This is a genomic window from Amycolatopsis sp. NPDC047767 (assembly GCF_040704195.1).
Classification (GTDB): Bacteria; Actinomycetota; Actinomycetes; order Mycobacteriales; family Pseudonocardiaceae; genus Amycolatopsis.
On sequence record NZ_JBEYSJ010000027.1, the window covers coordinates 118,428 to 133,718 of the forward strand.

Sequence of the window (15,291 nt, forward strand, 5' to 3'; positions counted from 1 at the left end):
CCATTTCCAGACAGGTGAATCGCGTTTGCCCGGCCGGTCGTCAGGAAATCCCGGAACCAGTTGGCTTTCTCCACGGTGAAAGGGAGATCGATGAAGGCAGTGACCTGGCACGGCAAGCGCGACGTCCGCGTGGACACCGTGCCCGACCCGAAGCTTCAGGAGCCGACGGACGCGATCGTGCGGATCACGTCCACCGGGATCTGTGGGTCGGATTTGCACCTGTACGAGGTCCTTGGCGCGTTCATGACCGAGGGCGATATCCTCGGGCACGAGCCGATGGGCGTGGTAGAGGAAGTCGGTGCGGCCGTGACCGGGATCAAGCCCGGCGACCGTGTCGTGGTCCCCTTCAACATCTCGTGCGGTCATTGCTGGATGTGCGAACGTGGCCTTCAGTCGCAGTGCGAGACGACGCAGGTAACGAGTCAGGGCAAGGGCGCGTCGCTGCTCGGGTACACCAAGCTCTACGGCCAGGTGCCCGGAGGGCAGGCAGAGTACCTGCGGGTGCCGCAAGCCCAGTACGGGCCGATCAAGGTCCCGGACGGCCCGCCAGACGAGCGGTTCGTCTACCTGTCCGACGTGGTCCCGACTGCATGGCAGGCCGTCGAGTACGCGAGCGTGCCCGACGGCGGTTCGGTCGCGGTGTTCGGGCTCGGGCCGATCGGGCAGATGGCCTGCCGCATCGCGCGGCACCGCGGGGCCGACGAGGTGATCGGCGTCGACCTCGTACCGGACAGGCTCGCGCGGGCGCGTTCCCACGGCGCCACCAGCCTCGACATCCGTGACCACAAGGACATCGCCGAGTCGATCCGGCAACTCACGGATGGTCGGGGCGCGGACGCGGTGATCGACGCCGTCGGCATGGAGGCCCACGGTGCGCCGATCGGCCGATTAGCACACAATCTCGTCGCCCTTTTGCCGCAGCAGGTCGGCGCAAAGATCACCGAGAAAGCGGGGATCGACCGCCTGAGCGTGCTGTACGCCGCGATCGACAGCGTGCGTCGCGGCGGCACGATCTCGCTGTCCGGCGTGTATGGCGGCATGGTCGACCCGCTGCCGATGATGGAACTGTTCGACAAGCAGATCCAGCTGCGCATGGGCCAAGCCAATGTGCGGCATTGGATCGACGACATCATGCCGGTCCTCACCGCCGACGACGACCCGCTCGGCGTCGAGGGATTCGCCACGCACAAGCTGCCGCTGGCCGACGCGCCGCGCGCGTACGACATCTTCCAGAAGAAGCGCGAGGGCGCCCAGAAGATCCTTCTGCAGCCCGTCGCCTGAGGACCGCACGGAGTGGCACACACCGTCGACCCGCATCCGAGAAGAACCTATCGCCAAAGCTAGCTGTATGAGGCCTTGACGTTGGTGACGCCTGTGTGGAGCCGGGTGACCGGTGGCTGGTTTCCGGCGGCAGTGTGTGGTCGATGCTCGTTGTAGTGGACGCTCCAGACGGTCAAGGCTGATGTGCGGTGCTGTTCGCTGGTCCAGAGGCGGGCGTAGAGGAATTCTTCGACCAGGATCCGGTTGTAGCGTTCGATTTTCCCGTTGTGGCGTGGGGTGTAGGGGGTGATCCGCTGGTGGCGGGCGCCGCGTAGAACGGTGGCGAAGTCGCGGGCTCGATAGCAGGCGCCGTTGTCGGTGACCAGGCGGTGGATGTGGGTGATGCCGTGGCGGGCGAAGAACGCCCGCGCGCGGTGGACGAACCGGATCGCGGTCCGAGCCTTCTCATCGGGCAGGGCTTCGGTGTAGGCCAGGCGGGAGTAGCCGTCGATGGCGGAGTGCAGGTAGGTGTAGCGGGCCCGGCCGCCGCGGGTCTTGCCGCGGGCAATCGCCCTGTCCTGGTCGCTGCCTTTGCCGTGGACGCGCGAGCCGCCGCCGTCGGGGATCTGACCGGTCTTCTTCACGTCCAGGTGGACCATGTGCCCGGGCCAGCGGGCGATGATCCGGCGTGGTTCTCGGTTGGCGCCGGTGGGATCAAGGAGCCGACGCCGGTTGAGGCCCAGCGCAAGCAGGTGCCGCCCGACGGTGCGGACCGAGATCGTGATGCCCTCGGCGCTCAGTTCAGTGGCGATCCGGCGGGCGGAGTGCTTGCGTTGCCGGCGCAGCTGCTCGATCCGGGCCACCACCTCGGCGGGGGTGGAGCTCGGCTGGTGGTGCGGGACGCTGGGCCGGTCGAGCAGGCCGGTCTCGCCGTGGCGGCGATAGCGGTTGACCCATTTGCTGGCGCATTGGCGGGAGATGCCCATCTCGTCCGCGACATGCGCGATCGGACGATGCCGGCAGCGCGCGACCAGCCGGCGGCGGCCGTCGATCGACAGCGGGGCATTACGGTGGGACACGGACGGGTCTTTCTGCTCGACGGACGAGTTGGTCGCACTTCTCATCCTGCCGCCGAAAGACCTGTCCCCATCCTCAGGCCCCGTCAGCCGACACTAACGTCATGTCCCGCAACAGGTAGTCGGCGTAGCGGCGCGGCATCCCTTCGGCGCCCAGCCAGTGCTGTGCCAGGAACGTCAGGTGGAACCCGATGAACGTCAACCAGAACTGCCAATTTCCGAGCCGCTCGTCGAGCATCCGGCCCGTCATCTTCGGGAACCAGAAGTAGATCCCGGCGAAGGTCGCGAACACGATCGTGCCGAACAGCACGTAGTGGAAATGCGCGACGACGAAGTACGTGTCGTGCACGTGGAAGTCGAGCGGCGGCGAGGCGAGGATCACGCCGGTCAGCCCGCCGAGCAGGAAGGTCACCATGAACCCGGCCGACCACAGCATCGGCGTTTCGAAACTCAGCGTGCCTTTCCACATCGTCCCGATCCAGTTGAAGAACTTGATCCCGGTCGGCACGGCGATGAGGAACGTAAGGATCGAGAAGAACGGCAGCAGCACCGCTCCGGTCGCGAGCGTGTGGTGAGCCCACATCGTCGCCGAGAGCGCGATGATGCCGATGGTCGCGAATACCATCAGCCGGTAGCCGTAGAGGGGCTTGCGGCTGAACACCGGGACGATCTCCGTCACGATCCCGAAGAAGGGCAGTGCGACGATGCAGCCCCGGGCGCCCGAAGAACCAGAACAGGTGCTGCCGCAGGATGGCGCCGACATTGGCCGGGTCGAACACGTGGGCGCCGAGCTGTCGACAGGCCTCGAGCTCGAACAGCGCGACCGTAAGGATCGGGAATGCCAGTGATGGGGATCGCGGTGTGTTCCAAGCGAACAGGGGCATCCGCCACATCGTGATGTCCGGCGCGCGCACGCAAAGGATCGTGGTGGTCATGTTGACCGCGCCCAGGATCGTGCCGAGCCCGGACACGATCAACCCCATGATCCACAGGTCGACGCCGATTCCGGGCGAGTGGACGGCGTTCGACAGCGGGGTGTAAGCGGTCCAGCCGAAGTCCGGGGCGCCGCCGGGCGTGAGGAAGGCGCTGAGCACGATCAGGCCGCCGAAGAGGTAGAGCCACTCGCAGACGAGCTCACAGTGCGGGGAGACCTCGAATCGGCTGTCCACGCCGTGACGCTTTCGAGCTGAGCCCTTCCCAGCGGGTTTCTGTACCGCCGACGGGGGTACTCCGGCGTGAACCGGCGGGTGGCCGCCGGGTGGGAGCCTGATTGAGGAGGGGCCTGTGTCCACGGACGCGATCGTGCTGTTGAAGAAGGACCACAAGACGGTGGAAGGCTTGTTCAAGCAGTTCGAGAAGGCGGGGGAGAACGCGTACAACGAAAAGCGCGGGATCGCCGACTCGATCATCGAGGAACTGACCATTCACGCGTACATCGAGGAAGAGATCTTCTACCCCGCAGCGCGTTCGGCTGTGCCCGAGACGAAGGACCACGTGTTGGAAAGCGTGGAGGAGCATCACGTCGTCGTGTGGATGCTTTCGGAGCTCGCCGGCTTGGCCGCCACGGACGAGACGTTCGACGCGAAGGTCTCGGTGCTCACCGAGAACGTGCGCCACCATGTGGCAGAAGAAGAGGACGAGTGGTTCCCGCAGGTGCGGTCCGCGCTGGGGCGCAAGCGACTGCAGGAGCTGGGCCGCCAGATGCTCGACGCCCGGGCGCGCGCGCCGAAGGACCCGTTGAAACTGAGCAGCTCGACTGCCTGATCGACTGCGCGGTCGGTGCTCGGATTTCGCTCGAGGTGGCTGGTGGGCGTAGCGGTGAAGGCACTTGTCTGGGCGCACTTTTTGCGATGGCAGCCGGCTGACTGCTCAACCGGGCGCCACCTGGGCGACGGGTTGCTGCACCAACTGATGCCGGTCATGGACGGAATGATGCCGATGGGATCGACCGGCGACGCAGTTTCGGTGCTGCTCAATGTGTCGTCGTGATCAGAAAGGTGTAGTGGCCGTCGATGTCTTTGCGGACGTCAAGGGTTTTGTCGGCGAGCCGGACCCGGGTTTCGCGGGCGAGGAACACATGGGCGTCGGCGGTCGTGACGACATCGTCCCCAGCCACAGGGTGCGCGGTCACGTCGACAGTGAGCGCGGCGCCGTCCTGTGGCGGGCCATCGAGCGTGAGGCGGAGGCCGCCGTCGGCGCGGACGTTCTGGGCCGCGGTGAGCTGCTTGATCGCCTCGGCGGCGGATTCGGTCACGGTGAACATCGATGGTTTCACTTTCTCTGCGTCGGCGAATCGGCGGTTTTCGCCCGCGGGTGTTCAGCCTCGCGCGCTGGCGATCTCCGGTGGTTCTCTGGTTACTTGATCGGCGCGAGATCATCAGTGGAGTGTCCGGGCAGCGGCAAGTACCCGGTTCGGCCGGCGCTCAACCGCCGCGGCGGGTCGATGGTGGCCTGCGTCGGCGGGGAGGTTGATGACGGACGGACGCGGGAGCGACGGCAACCGTGCTGTGGACCGGAGGCTCGGCCGCGAGGTCGAGGTCAAACTTCGGCTCGGCAGCCTCTGACGGTTGCCGGACCGCTTCTCTTCGGCGTCCTCCGAACTGGGCAGGGTTCTTGTTGGCCACTTCAGCCCCCTCGGCCCAAAGGTGTCGGAGCAGCACACCGGCGCGGCTGTGAATGAAGACGTTTCGCCAGCTTGGGTCCGGATAATCGGGAAGGTCGATGGGGGCTCCGGCGACCCGGCCGACCTGCCCGGTCGTAGCCGTCCGGCGGGTCGTCGAGTCTGCTGACGCGGTGGTTGGAGCCGCGCGAGAGGGTTGTGGTCGGTCCGCGAAAGACGTTCCGTCAGGAGCTGGCTCGGCTCGGTACCGAGATGACCGAAATGTGCGTCGTCTGCGCGCAGGCGATGCGCCAGGCCACGACGGACCTTTTTCGGCCGACCGGCCCTGGGAACAGTGCCGGCCCGGAGGGTATTAAAGTCGCTTCAGGTCCTCGGGTATTAATCGGGCGAACTGCCATAGGGGCGTTGCGAGACGCCCTTGTGGCCCTCGGCGGCCTCGCCGGGCTCCGGGCCGATTTCCTCGCCGCGGCGCGTTGTGCTTTCTCCCGCGCCGAACGGTGAGCCGGGTTCGATGTCCGTGTCGGAGAGTGTGCCGCCCGGGGAGTAGTCGCGGTGGGGGTCGGGTTCGTGCTCCGGCTTCTCCCGCGCTTTTCTCCCGGCTTCGGCGGCGGTGTTGCCCTCGGTGCCGATGTCCTCGGACCAGCCGTGCTGGTCGTCGTGGCCGGCCATGATGCGCTCCTTTCGGCCGGGCTGTAAACCCAAGCGGGTTTGTATCTCCGCTGCGTACCCGGTTGAATGCCGGTCAAACGCGCCGTTACCACCCCACGGCATACATCGTTTCCCGGTCCTTTGTCGACGGAAGGGGTTCCGGAGAACAAGTAGGGAAAGCTATTCGTCAGCAGTTCGATGATCTACCACAACACCACCAACCTGCCGTTGCAGTACGAGGTGAGTGGGACAAAGGTTGCCCACGCCGGTGGTGTTTCGGGGCGCTGGTCGATGGTGCAGGCGTAGTGGCGTTGCCAGGTTCGGTCGCCTGCGCGCTCGTGGCAGATCAACTCGAGGTCGATGGTCGTGCCGACGTAGCCGTCTTTGGTGCTGACGAAGAACCGCAGCTCGCGTCCGTGCCGGACGTCGTCGAAGGTGAGCTCGATGCCGGCGGCGACGCCGCCGACGGTTAACTGGCGCAGGCCGCTGTTTTCGACGGAGTCACCCGAGGGGGTCACGGTCAGCGAACGCAGCGGCTGACCTCGCTCCATGCGCAGCACGAGCTTGGCCGCGAAGTACTCCGTGTCCACAGTGAAGGCGTCGACCGCCGACACGGAGAACTCCGGCGCGTCACGCTCGTCGCGTTCCTCACGCATCAGCGCCACCTGAAGCAGATGGGCGACGCCAGCCACGACGTGGCCGAGCAGGTCGAGCGGATGCAGCGGCAGATCACCGAGCTGCGTGCCACCATTCCCGAGGCCGGAACGGAGAACCGTCGTGGCTGACGTCGGTGACGGGTGAACTCGTTCAGGTCAACGTCAGTAATTCAGCGAAATGTTGGTAACCGAAGGTGGAACATTTATCCGCAATGGCCCGACCCTGACCTCACCTTCGTCAGGCCGACTGGCACCGCCGCTCCCACTCCCGGCGTGTGGAGGTAGATGGTGGCGCCGTGACCCTTTTCGAATCCGCCATGGGAGTACGGATTGCGCCATCGCTCGACGACGTCGGAGAGGCGCTGCCGATAGCGGCCGGCATCACCTTCCTTGCCAAGTAAGCGATCGAATTTGTCGCCCCACCGTGATCCGATCATGGCCGTGAGGTCGTCGTTGGACGGGTCAAAACCACTGAACGCCAGCGCCAGCACGAGGTCATGCTCCAGCAGGCTGATGTACGCCGAGATCGCCGCCACCATGTCGTGGAAAGCGTTCAACTGCATCTGGATCTTGCCGCTCGTGAACGACGTGGCGGACCCGGTGCTCAACTCTCCGACAGTCGTCACGTCTCCGATGACCGTCGGATCGACGGCACGTCCGCGGAAGTACTCGTAGGCGCGACGCAGCGATACGTGTTGGTTGATGACGGTGGCGTTCCCGTTGCCCAGAAGCTCTGGCGCCGCGGCCAGGACCAGCTTCTCAACGGTGCGAGTCGAGGACTGGAGCTTCTTGGCGATCTGGGCCTGCGTCTTCTGCGCTTCCTCCTCGGATGCTTCAGTCCACAGGTAGAGCCGCAGGCCAAACTTCTGATGTGCCAGCCGGCACCTCTCGCCGCAGTACGTGAAGTTGACCCACCACGCGACCTTCTCGGCAGGTCCGTACGCCATCAGCCCGATGAGAGTGAGCGCGTACTTGAGCAGCGCCGGGACCGGCGCCTCGTCAGGGCTTATCCCCGCCCGGTAGGCCATCCCTACCTGCTCCTCTTCGCCTTCGGGCCAAGGCCCGAAGTCACGCAACGCCGTTCGCTTCAGGCGCTCGCCTGCTTCGGCTTCTCCGGGGAGAGAGTTCATCACGACGAAATCGTTCGAACCGCTCTGCGCGCTACAGCTCAGGGATGCTGCTGACGTCGAGGGCGGTCCGCGAGGGGCGGCATCGTGGTGGTCGCGCGGCAGCCGCTCCTGGTTGGTCGTCGAACTGGCGCTGGTCAGGCCGACGTTGCCGTCGCAGGCACGGTGTCGAGGGCCTTACCCAGGTGCCGGTAGATGGTGGGACGGGTGACGCCGAACTCGGCGGCGATCTGGGCGACGGTGTAGCGGCGCTTGCCATCGTCGCCACGCTCCTCGTACATCTGTCGAGCGAGCTGCACCTGACGGGCGCCGAGTTTCGGTTTCTGCCCGCCGGTGCGGCCGCGCGCGCGAGCCGCGGCCAGGCCGTCCATGGTGCGTTCGGACATCAGGGCGTGCTCGAACTCGGCGATCGAGCCGAGGATCTGGAAGAACATCCGCCCGACTGCGGTGGACGTGTCGATGCCCTGGTCGAGCACCACCAGGTCCACACCCTTCGCCTGCAACTGCTTGGACAGCTCGATCAGATGCTCCAGTGACCGGCCGAGCCGGTCGAGCTTGGTCACCACGAGCTGGTCACCGGCCCGGTTGGCCGACAGCAGCGCCTTATCCAGCTCCGGCCGGCGCGCGAGCTTGCCCGAGGCCTTGTCGAAAAAGATCTCGTCGCACCCGGCCGCCGCGAGCGCGTCGCGCTGAGCCTCCGGGTGCTGGCCGCGGATGGACACCCGCCCGTATCCGATCCGCATGGTCCAGACCGTATCGCAAACCCCCGAGAACGTGACATTGGCGCGGACACGGCATGCTTTACAGATCTCTCCTGCGAAAACGCCGATCAACCACGAGCGTCTCGCGAACGATCGTTTCTGAGACACGCCTTGCCGTCGGACGGTCATGGTCTGGCTATGGGGCCGAGCGAATGTCGCGCCTAGGCGATCACGTTCGGTCGGGGTGGCGTTGGACGGGGCCGGCGCGCATGTCTGGCGCTGGCGGTGTGGTGTGGGGGTGCACGCGGACAGGAATGTCGCGGCTGTGTGTGGAGCGTCGGTGCGCTTGAGTGGGCTGCTGGGCGTGGTTGCGGAGCTGGCGGTAGGCGGCGATCACGGCCGCGAGCCGGTCGCGGTCGGGGTGTGGTGCGTCGGGGTGGCAGTCGCGGATCGCGTGCCGGTAGGCGGCGGTGATCTCGGCGCCGGTGGCGCCGGGGGACAGTCCGAGCACCGTGTGCGGGTCGGGCAGTGCCGGTGGGTGAGAGGTGTTCATGGCGCGGGCCGAGGCGGACCGGGCGCAGCGGTGGTGAGCTGGCTGAGTTCGGTGTAGTAGGCGCGCGCGGCGGTGTGGGCGGTGTCGAGGGCGTGGCGCAGGGTGGCCAGTTCCCGGCAGGCGGAGGCCAGGGGGGCGGTGGCCGGTGCGCCGTCGACCTGGCGGAGCTGCTCGGGGCGTTGGATGTGGTGACCGGTGTATTCGGTCAGCAGGGTGACTAGATCGGTCAGCTCGCCGGTGAGCTGGGTGAGCTGCCAGCCGGCGTCGCGCAGCTGACCCGGGCCCGGCGTCTGGGCCAGGTCGGCCGCGCGGACCGCGCGCCGCAGATCGCGTGCCGTCGTGGCCAGCGTGGTGGTGATGGTGGCCGGTTGGCGTCCGGTGGTGCTCATCGTTTCCGCTCTCCTCGTTTTGTGGTCCAGCCGGCCCGGGTCAGGGCCAGGGCTCGCGCTCCTCGAGTACCGGTGCGTCGCGGTGCTGGTCGGCAACGTCGGCCGGATCGGCGTCGAGCGAGTCCCCGATGCCCGACAGCGCCGGTTCGTTCTCGTCGGGCTCGGGGCGGGCGAGACGCTGCTGGTCGGCGACATCGTGGGTGGGGGCTTCGTCGAGCATGACCGGTTCTCCTTTCGGATTGATGAGGCTGGTCAGGCCGCCGCGGGGCCGGAGTGGCCGGCGGTTTGGTGCAGGCGGTCCCGAGCGCACCGCGGCAGCCGGTTCGGGTGCCGGTGGCGAAGACGACGCCGGCCCCGCCCGCGGCGGTCGAAGCCGCGCGAGGCGGGGCCGCGAAGGGGCCGAGCCGGGGTTCGGGCCGCTCAGGCGTTGATCTGCTTGGCCTCGCTCCCGCCGCTGATGGCGATCTTGCGCGGCTTGGCCTGCTCGGCGATCGGTACCCGCAGGGTCAGCACACCCGCGTCGTAGCGCGCGTCGATGTTGTCTGCGTCGAGGGTGTCGCCTAGGAACAGCTGGCGGGAGAACACCCCGCGAGGCCGTTCGGACACCTGCACCTCGGCGCCTTGGTCGTAGTCCGGGCTGCGTTCGGCCTTGACGGTGAGCACGTTGCGCTCCACGTCCAGGTCGATGGACTCCGGTGCGACACCCGGCAGGTCGAACTGCACCACGTATTCATTGCCGGACCGGTAGGCGTCCATCGGCATGACCGCCGGCCGCGACGTGGTGCCGTTGGCGCCGAAGAACTGCTGGGTCAGCCGGTCCAGCTCCCGGAACGGGTCAGTCCGCATCAACATGACCATCCGCCTCCTTTACTCCTTCCCTGGGCGTCACCGCTGGCGTGCGGGTGGCCGGCGGCGGTTTGTGTGCCTATACGGCTGGGTTGGTGTGCTCGTCGAACTCCGGCCGCCGCCACCGCCGGTGGCGGCGGCCGGAACCAGTTCGGTGGGTTGCATGTGCGATCGCTACGTCGTTTACCCCGGTGCCCGCCCTGGCTGCAGTCGCGCCGGCTCGGATGTCGCGAAAGTGCGCCGCTAGACGCGGGGCCGGGACCGCTGTCAGGGTCTCCTCGGCCGTCTGGCGAAGCAGGCATCCTCGCCGGCGAACGAACTGCGCGGTGGCGGGCTCCAGCGAGTGTGCGGGCATCACCTACCTTTCGAGATCACTCGCTGATTGCTGAGCGCACTGGTCAACGGAGGGGAACGCTGCCGATGACCGCCTCGCATCGCCGACACCACCCCGGCGACCGGCCGGTCGCCGGTGGCGGCCGCCCGGGGCGTGCGGCCGGGTTGCCGCGGGCCCGCGGATCCAGGCCGCGGCCGTGCCAGAGGTGGCGGAAAAACTCCGAAGTTGGCGGTGATGATCGCGTCGAACTCCGCGCGCAGCCAGGCCTCGTCGGCGCAGACCAGCTCAGCGAACCCGCTGGTCACCGCCCCGTGACGTGTGGTGTCCGGCATCGTCGATCACTCCCCGGCAACATCATCGTGTTCGACACCAGGTCATGTACCGCCTATCCATTTCTATAGCGCGCACTGCAAGTTGTGTCAAGCATTTGAACTAGATAATCTGGAGCGGCTGACGCGCTCCTGACAATCGGCGAAGGAGGTGTGCGTGGCTGGTCTGGGGAACCTCGACGACCAGGACTACCCGGCCTTCACCACCGGGCAGGCCGCGAAGATGCTGGGCGTGCAGGAAGCGTTTCTGCGCAGCCTGGACACTGCGGATCTGGTGCGGCCCCAGCGTTCGGACGGCGGACATCGTCGCTACTCCCGCCGCCAGCTCGTTCTCGTGGTCCGGCTGCGCGAGCAACTCGATGACGGCCACAACCTCGCCGCCGCTGCCCGCATTATCGGCCTGCAAGACCAGCTCGCGGACGCCGAAACCACGATCCACGACCTGCGCGCCCAGCTCGACGAGCGCTGACTCGACTCATCGCCGGTTATGCAGCAGCAGCCACGGGCAACGCGGTCCTTTCGTTCAAAACGGACTCGGCGTCGGCGAGCACCTCGTCGATCGCGCGGAGCTGGACCTGGGTCCGGCGGACGGCGTCCTCGGCCTCCGCACGCAGGGCCGCCGCCCGCTGGTGCGCCGTCATGACGAGGTCGTCGGCTTCCGTAGCCGTGAGTAGCGCCAACCAGGCGGGCAGTCCGCGGACGTGACACCCGTGGATGCCGGTCCAGACCTGGCCAGACCGTCGCTCAGCGACATGTCGTCCGAGCAGCGCACCGGCACGGCGTCGCCGAAGTACTCGTGCGTGAGCTCGTGCGTCATGGTCGACGCTGTCTGGGGTACGCGAGGGCCGCGGCACTGTAGGTCGGGATGGCCGCGGTGTCCGGGCGAGGCCGGCGCCGTATGCGAGGCTTGCGCGCCAGCGCTATACCGGACGGATCCGCATGGTGGGCGACGAGCCACACGCTCCGTATAATAGTCCCCCGCTTTCCAGGGAACTCCTATTGGGCAAGGCGACCTCCGCTGACGTGATGCTCAAAGGCGTCGAAGCGATTGAGGCGACTTGGCACTTAGTACTGCAACGACACTTCGTGATGGCCGCGTCGTCGGTAGTGGCTAGTACGTGCTCGGGCTTGGCTGGAGCGTCGCCATCGTGACCAGTGCATCGCATGCTGGATTGTGTGGCGGATCGGTGCGGTGACGCGGTTGAGCAGTTTGCGGATTTCGTTGGACGCGAGCGGTATCAGACCGGGTGCGGATCCCCTTTTTTCGCGGCGTCTCGGGTGATGACGAGGAATGCCGCCGCCGCCATGGAGAGGGTGATGTGCCGATACCATGCTTGGCATCGGCGGACCTGGTAGTGGTCGAGCCCTGTTTCGTTCTTCGCGGTTTGAAAACTTTCTTCGATTGCCCAGCGGGTTCCGGCGACGCGCACCAGTTCTTGGAGGTCGGTTGCGGCGGGGCCGAAGCAAATGTAGTAGGCGATCTCGGTGGGGTCGCTGACTGAGCGGCGGGCCAGCAGCCAGTGGCCGACTTCTGGTCGGCGCAGGGGGCGGATGTCGACGGCGGCCCAATCGTAGATCCGTTGCCCGTGGGCGCCATCGCCGCAGGACAGACGTTGCCAGGTGGCCGGGTCGACGTCCGCGATGACGGCGTGGACACGCCGCTGCCGCAGATCCATGGAAATCACCATCTGGGACTTGGGCACTGCGAGCACATGCGCGATGTCGTGTTCTTCCAGCCAGAGCCGTAGCCGCCCGACCTGCCCATAGGCTTCATCGGCGGTGAACCATGCAAACGGGATTCTCGCGGCGAGCGCGCGTTCCACCATCAGTTGTGCCAGTTCGGGCTTGGTCGCGAATCCGACGTCGTCTGGAATACCGGCTGCAGCGCACCTTCCCCGATCCGCGATCCACTCTTTCGGCAGGTACAACTCGCGATCGATCAAAGCCCGCCCCCGATCCGAGGCGTACGCCAAGAACACGCCGATCTGCGAATTCTCGATCCGCCCAGCCGTGCCCGAATACTGGCGCGCCACGCCGGCGGATTTCGTGCCCTTCTTCACGAATCCGGTCTCGTCGGCGATCAACACGCCACGTTCGGCGTCCCCGAGCACGTCGACCACCGCAGTGCGCACATCATCACGCATGCCCTCGGCGTCCCAGGCGTAGAAGTTCAGCAGCCGCTGCATGCCCTGCGGACCCGTCTCACCGGCCATCTCTGCCAGGGTCCAGCCGTTCTTGCGCTCGGCTTCCGCCAGCAGCCCCCGCAGGTAGGAAACCATTTGCCGCCGCGGCTCCACCCGCGAAAACCGCTCCGCGAACCGCCCCGCGAACGCAGCGAAACGCGCCGACCAGTCCGTCACCATCTCCAGCACACAAGATCAACTACACGACCGTCGAACCCGAGCCTAACCGACACGCCGGTCGATTCATAACGAAGTGTCGTTGCAGTATTAGACAATGTCTCAGTAGGTGAGTTTCTTGTAGCAGGTGAGGGTGGCAGTGAGGGTGAGGAAGGCGCAGAAGTGGTTGGCGTGGCGGTCGTATCGGGTGGTGAGGCGGTGGTAGTCGAACAGCCAGGCGATGGATCGTTCGATGACCCAGCGATGTTTGCCGAGCTTCTTGCTCGACTCGATGCCCTTGCGGGCGATGCGGACCTCGATGCCGCGGTCGCGAACCCACTTCCGCAAGTCAGCCTGGTCGTAGGCCTTGTCGGCGTGTAGTTTCCCCGGTTTGCGCCGGCGGGGGCCACGTCGGGATTTGATCGCGGGAATGGCCATGAGCAGCGGTTTGAGGGCATAGGAGTCGTTGGTATTGGCCGCGGACACCGCTACCGACAGGGGCAGCCCGGCACAGTCGGACAGGACATGGATCTTCGAGCCGCTCTTGCCACGATCGACCGGGTTGGGGCCGGTCATGGGTCCCCTTTTTTGGCTCGAACGGAGGCTCCGTCGCAGACCGCCCGAGACCAGTCGATCATGCCCTGACCGCCGAGTTCGTCGAGGACCGCGCGATGCAGCCGAGGCCACAGACCGGCCTTGGTCCATTCGGTGAACCGACGATGCGCGGTCGGCACGGTGATCCCGAACGACGGCGGCAGATACCGCCACGCGCACCCGCTGGTCAACACGAACACGATCGCCGTGAACACGGCCCGGTCATCCACCCGCACTGGTCCACCACCCTGCGGACGAACCCCGTGCTCCGGAATCAGCGGCTCCGCCAGCGCCCACAACTCATCCGGCACCAGCCGCCGAGACAGATCATCCACAACCCAAGATCATCCACCACGACCAGCCAAACCCCTACTGAGACACGCTCTTAGTGTCGTTGATTGTTTCACGCTTGGGTTGAATTTTCCCCAAGGTGCGGCACTGGGATTTCATGTCGCCGGGTGTTGTCTTCACGTTAGTTGACACGTGTTTCGTGCGACTCGGATAGTCGAGTGTTCACTGGAGACGGTGGTGGTTGCTGAGTGGGTGAGCACTGCTTGTCGGGTCACGTTGTGGACGGCCCATGGTTGTGCCGATCTCGGTTTGAGAGTAGCGAGGATTGACTCGGCGACTGCGTTGTCGAAACGCGGCTCGGCGCAGAGATGGCTGGTCGCTCTCGGGATCGGAAGACGGAAGTGCCGCGTTCGTGCCCTTTGGGCCCTGTTCCGTCAGGGTCAACTGATTGTACACAATTAAGTTGTACCATTCAGAAGTAAGTAAGAAGTCCGAATTCCGAGGAGTCAGAGATGCGCACACGTACCCGCCTCACGAAGATCGTCGCCGCGACGATGGCGCTGGCCGCGGCCGCGGTGTTCGCCGCCGTGCCGTCGTCGGCGGCGTCGCAGGGGCAGGGGACGCCGCAGCACGGAAGCCACAAGGTGAAGCCGACGATCGTGCTGGTGCACGGGGCGTTCGCCGACGCGTCGAGCTGGAACGGTGCGGTCGAGCGGCTCGAGCGGCTCGGTTACCCCGTGATCGCGGCCGCCAACCCGCTGCGCGGTGTCGCGTCCGACGGGGCCTACATCAAGGCGCTGGTGGACAGCGTCGACGGCCCGGTCGTGCTGGTCGGGCACTCCTACGGCGGCTCGGTGATCAGTGCCGCTGCGCTGAACGACCCCAAGGTGCAGGCGCTCGTCTACATCGCGGCCTTCCTTCCCGACCAGGGCGAGTCCGCGGCTGAGCTGTCCGCGAAGTTCCCGGGCAGCACGCTGGGTGACACACTCCAGCAGGTCGCCCTTCCTGGTGGCGAGACCGACCTCTACGTGAAGCAGGACCTGTTCCCGAAGCAGTTCGCAGCCGACGTCCCGTCGGCGCAGGCGCGCCTGATGGCCGTCGAGCAGCGGCCGATCGCCGCGGCGGGCCTGAACGACGCCTCGGGCCCGGGCGCGTGGAAGAACATCCCCTCGTGGAGCCTGATTCCGACCGGTGATAAGAACATCCCGCCGGCGGCGCAGGAGTGGATGGCCAAGCGCGCCCACGCGCACACGGTCGTCGTCCCGGAAGCCTCGCACGCCGTGTTGGTCTCGCGGCCCGACAAGGTCACCGACATCATCCTCAGCGCGGTCGACGCAACCACCAAGTAACGCACTCAACGAGTGGAAAGCCCCGGCACCGGCCGGGGCTTTTGGGGTGTGTCAAGTGGGGTGTACCAAGGATCTTGGACAGGGCCTCCTGTCTGAGAGGATGGGTGTATGCCCGAGCAGCGTCGGAGATTCAGCGCTCAGTTCAAGGCCGAGGCTGTGCAGATGGTGATCGAGACCGG

Annotated in this window: 18 protein-coding genes and 1 pseudogene; 5 read left to right on the forward strand and 14 right to left on the reverse strand. The window is 66.4% G+C overall.

Annotated features, from left to right (window positions below; genetic code table 11):
- Positions 1-90 precede the first annotated feature (90 nt).
- The gene (locus tag AB0878_RS36210; RefSeq protein WP_366585066.1) at positions 91-1,281 is read left to right on the forward strand and encodes a zinc-dependent alcohol dehydrogenase; all 1,191 of its coding nucleotides are present in this window, start codon (positions 91-93) and stop codon (positions 1,279-1,281) included.
- A 59-nt stretch (positions 1,282-1,340) separates the two neighbouring features.
- Here AB0878_RS36210 and AB0878_RS36215 read toward each other — a convergent pair whose 3' ends face one another.
- Complete coding sequence (locus tag AB0878_RS36215; RefSeq protein ID WP_366585068.1) at positions 1,341-2,339, reverse strand: IS481 family transposase; 999 nt, start codon at positions 2,337-2,339, stop codon at positions 1,341-1,343.
- A 112-nt stretch (positions 2,340-2,451) separates the two neighbouring features.
- Positions 2,452-3,457, reverse strand: a pseudogene (locus AB0878_RS36220) (cbb3-type cytochrome c oxidase subunit I); the annotation flags it as partial.
- Positions 3,458-3,620: 163 nt separating this feature from the next.
- Between AB0878_RS36220 and AB0878_RS36225 the strand changes: the two are divergent.
- Together AB0878_RS36225 and AB0878_RS36230 are read left to right on the forward strand one after the other, a co-directional pair.
- Positions 3,621-4,100, forward strand: a complete 480-nt coding sequence (locus AB0878_RS36225) for a hemerythrin domain-containing protein (RefSeq protein WP_366585070.1) — start codon at positions 3,621-3,623, stop codon at positions 4,098-4,100.
- Between the two features lie 42 nt (positions 4,101-4,142).
- Complete coding sequence (locus tag AB0878_RS36230) at positions 4,143-4,325, forward strand: hypothetical protein (RefSeq protein ID WP_366585072.1); 183 nt, start codon at positions 4,143-4,145, stop codon at positions 4,323-4,325.
- Here the strand turns inward: AB0878_RS36230 and AB0878_RS36235 are convergent.
- The 9 genes from AB0878_RS36235 to AB0878_RS36275 form a co-directional block, all read right to left on the reverse strand.
- The gene (locus AB0878_RS36235) at positions 4,309-4,599 is read right to left on the reverse strand and encodes an iron-sulfur cluster biosynthesis protein (protein WP_366585074.1); all 291 of its coding nucleotides are present in this window, start codon (positions 4,597-4,599) and stop codon (positions 4,309-4,311) included. The genes AB0878_RS36230 and AB0878_RS36235 overlap by 17 nt on opposite strands.
- A gap of 735 nt (positions 4,600-5,334) precedes the next feature.
- On the reverse strand, positions 5,335-5,625 hold the full coding sequence (locus tag AB0878_RS36240) for a hypothetical protein (RefSeq protein WP_366585076.1): 291 nt from the start codon (positions 5,623-5,625) through the stop codon (positions 5,335-5,337).
- A gap of 182 nt (positions 5,626-5,807) precedes the next feature.
- Positions 5,808-6,260 (reverse strand): hypothetical protein, encoded by a 453-nt coding sequence (locus AB0878_RS36245; RefSeq protein ID WP_366585078.1) that lies wholly within the window; start codon positions 6,258-6,260, stop codon positions 5,808-5,810.
- Positions 6,261-6,463: 203 nt separating this feature from the next.
- Positions 6,464-7,393, reverse strand: coding sequence for a hypothetical protein (locus AB0878_RS36250; RefSeq protein WP_366585080.1), 930 nt, complete (start codon positions 7,391-7,393; stop codon positions 6,464-6,466).
- 131 nt (positions 7,394-7,524) lie between these two features.
- Complete coding sequence (locus AB0878_RS36255; protein WP_366585082.1) at positions 7,525-8,277, reverse strand: recombinase family protein; 753 nt, start codon at positions 8,275-8,277, stop codon at positions 7,525-7,527.
- Between the two features lie 40 nt (positions 8,278-8,317).
- Positions 8,318-8,641: a J domain-containing protein gene (locus AB0878_RS36260; RefSeq protein ID WP_366585084.1), complete on the reverse strand. Its 324-nt coding sequence runs from the start codon at positions 8,639-8,641 to the stop codon at positions 8,318-8,320.
- Positions 8,638-9,030: a hypothetical protein gene (locus tag AB0878_RS36265; RefSeq protein WP_366585086.1), complete on the reverse strand. Its 393-nt coding sequence runs from the start codon at positions 9,028-9,030 to the stop codon at positions 8,638-8,640. The genes AB0878_RS36260 and AB0878_RS36265 overlap by 4 nt, the downstream gene beginning before the upstream one ends.
- 40 nt (positions 9,031-9,070) lie before the next feature.
- Positions 9,071-9,250: a hypothetical protein gene (locus AB0878_RS36270; protein ID WP_366585088.1), complete on the reverse strand. Its 180-nt coding sequence runs from the start codon at positions 9,248-9,250 to the stop codon at positions 9,071-9,073.
- Between the two features lie 200 nt (positions 9,251-9,450).
- Complete coding sequence (locus AB0878_RS36275; RefSeq protein ID WP_366585090.1) at positions 9,451-9,882, reverse strand: Hsp20/alpha crystallin family protein; 432 nt, start codon at positions 9,880-9,882, stop codon at positions 9,451-9,453.
- An 814-nt stretch (positions 9,883-10,696) separates the two neighbouring features.
- Here AB0878_RS36275 and AB0878_RS36280 point away from each other — a divergent pair.
- The gene (locus AB0878_RS36280) at positions 10,697-11,008 is read left to right on the forward strand and encodes a MerR family transcriptional regulator (RefSeq protein WP_366585092.1); all 312 of its coding nucleotides are present in this window, start codon (positions 10,697-10,699) and stop codon (positions 11,006-11,008) included.
- Between the two features lie 16 nt (positions 11,009-11,024).
- Here the strand turns inward: AB0878_RS36280 and AB0878_RS36285 are convergent, their stop codons facing one another.
- The 3 genes from AB0878_RS36285 to AB0878_RS36295 all read right to left on the reverse strand — a co-directional run bounded on the left by AB0878_RS36285 (position 11,025) and on the right by AB0878_RS36295 (position 13,798).
- The gene (locus AB0878_RS36285) at positions 11,025-11,180 is read right to left on the reverse strand and encodes a hypothetical protein (RefSeq protein WP_366585094.1); all 156 of its coding nucleotides are present in this window, start codon (positions 11,178-11,180) and stop codon (positions 11,025-11,027) included.
- A 597-nt stretch (positions 11,181-11,777) separates the two neighbouring features.
- The gene (locus AB0878_RS36290; RefSeq protein ID WP_366585096.1) at positions 11,778-12,911 is read right to left on the reverse strand and encodes an IS701 family transposase; all 1,134 of its coding nucleotides are present in this window, start codon (positions 12,909-12,911) and stop codon (positions 11,778-11,780) included.
- 90 nt (positions 12,912-13,001) lie between these two features.
- Positions 13,002-13,798, reverse strand: a protein-coding gene (locus AB0878_RS36295; RefSeq protein WP_366585108.1) for an IS5 family transposase whose coding sequence is annotated in 2 segments (ribosomal slippage) — positions 13,002-13,462 and positions 13,462-13,798 — 798 coding nt in all. Because the reading frame shifts where the segments join, the coding sequence is not laid out codon by codon here.
- Between the two features lie 609 nt (positions 13,799-14,407).
- Here AB0878_RS36295 and AB0878_RS36300 point away from each other — a divergent pair.
- Entirely contained in the window at positions 14,408-15,112 is a 705-nt protein-coding gene (locus AB0878_RS36300) for an alpha/beta hydrolase (protein WP_366585110.1), read from the forward strand.
- Positions 15,113-15,291: the final 179 nt, after the last annotated feature.

Excerpts from the sequence above, each read along its gene's own strand:
- AB0878_RS36235 (WP_366585074.1), bottom strand. The coding sequence starts at position 4,599 with ATGTTCACCGTGACCGAATCCGCCGCCGAGGCGATCAAGCAGCTCACC.
- AB0878_RS36275 (WP_366585090.1), bottom strand. The coding sequence starts at position 9,882 with ATGTTGATGCGGACTGACCCGTTCCGGGAGCTGGACCGGCTGACCCAG.
- AB0878_RS36285 (WP_366585094.1), bottom strand. The coding sequence starts at position 11,180 with ATGACGGCGCACCAGCGGGCGGCGGCCCTGCGTGCGGAGGCCGAGGAC.
- AB0878_RS36240 (WP_366585076.1), bottom strand. The coding sequence starts at position 5,625 with ATGGCCGGCCACGACGACCAGCACGGCTGGTCCGAGGACATCGGCACC.
- AB0878_RS36265 (WP_366585086.1), bottom strand. The coding sequence starts at position 9,030 with ATGAGCACCACCGGACGCCAACCGGCCACCATCACCACCACGCTGGCC.
- AB0878_RS36210 (WP_366585066.1), top strand. The coding sequence starts at position 91 with ATGAAGGCAGTGACCTGGCACGGCAAGCGCGACGTCCGCGTGGACACC.
- AB0878_RS36245 (WP_366585078.1), bottom strand. The coding sequence starts at position 6,260 with ATGCGTGAGGAACGCGACGAGCGTGACGCGCCGGAGTTCTCCGTGTCG.
- AB0878_RS36255 (WP_366585082.1), bottom strand. The coding sequence starts at position 8,277 with ATGACCGTCCGACGGCAAGGCGTGTCTCAGAAACGATCGTTCGCGAGA.
- AB0878_RS36270 (WP_366585088.1), bottom strand. The coding sequence starts at position 9,250 with ATGCTCGACGAAGCCCCCACCCACGATGTCGCCGACCAGCAGCGTCTC.
- AB0878_RS36260 (WP_366585084.1), bottom strand. The coding sequence starts at position 8,641 with ATGAACACCTCTCACCCACCGGCACTGCCCGACCCGCACACGGTGCTC.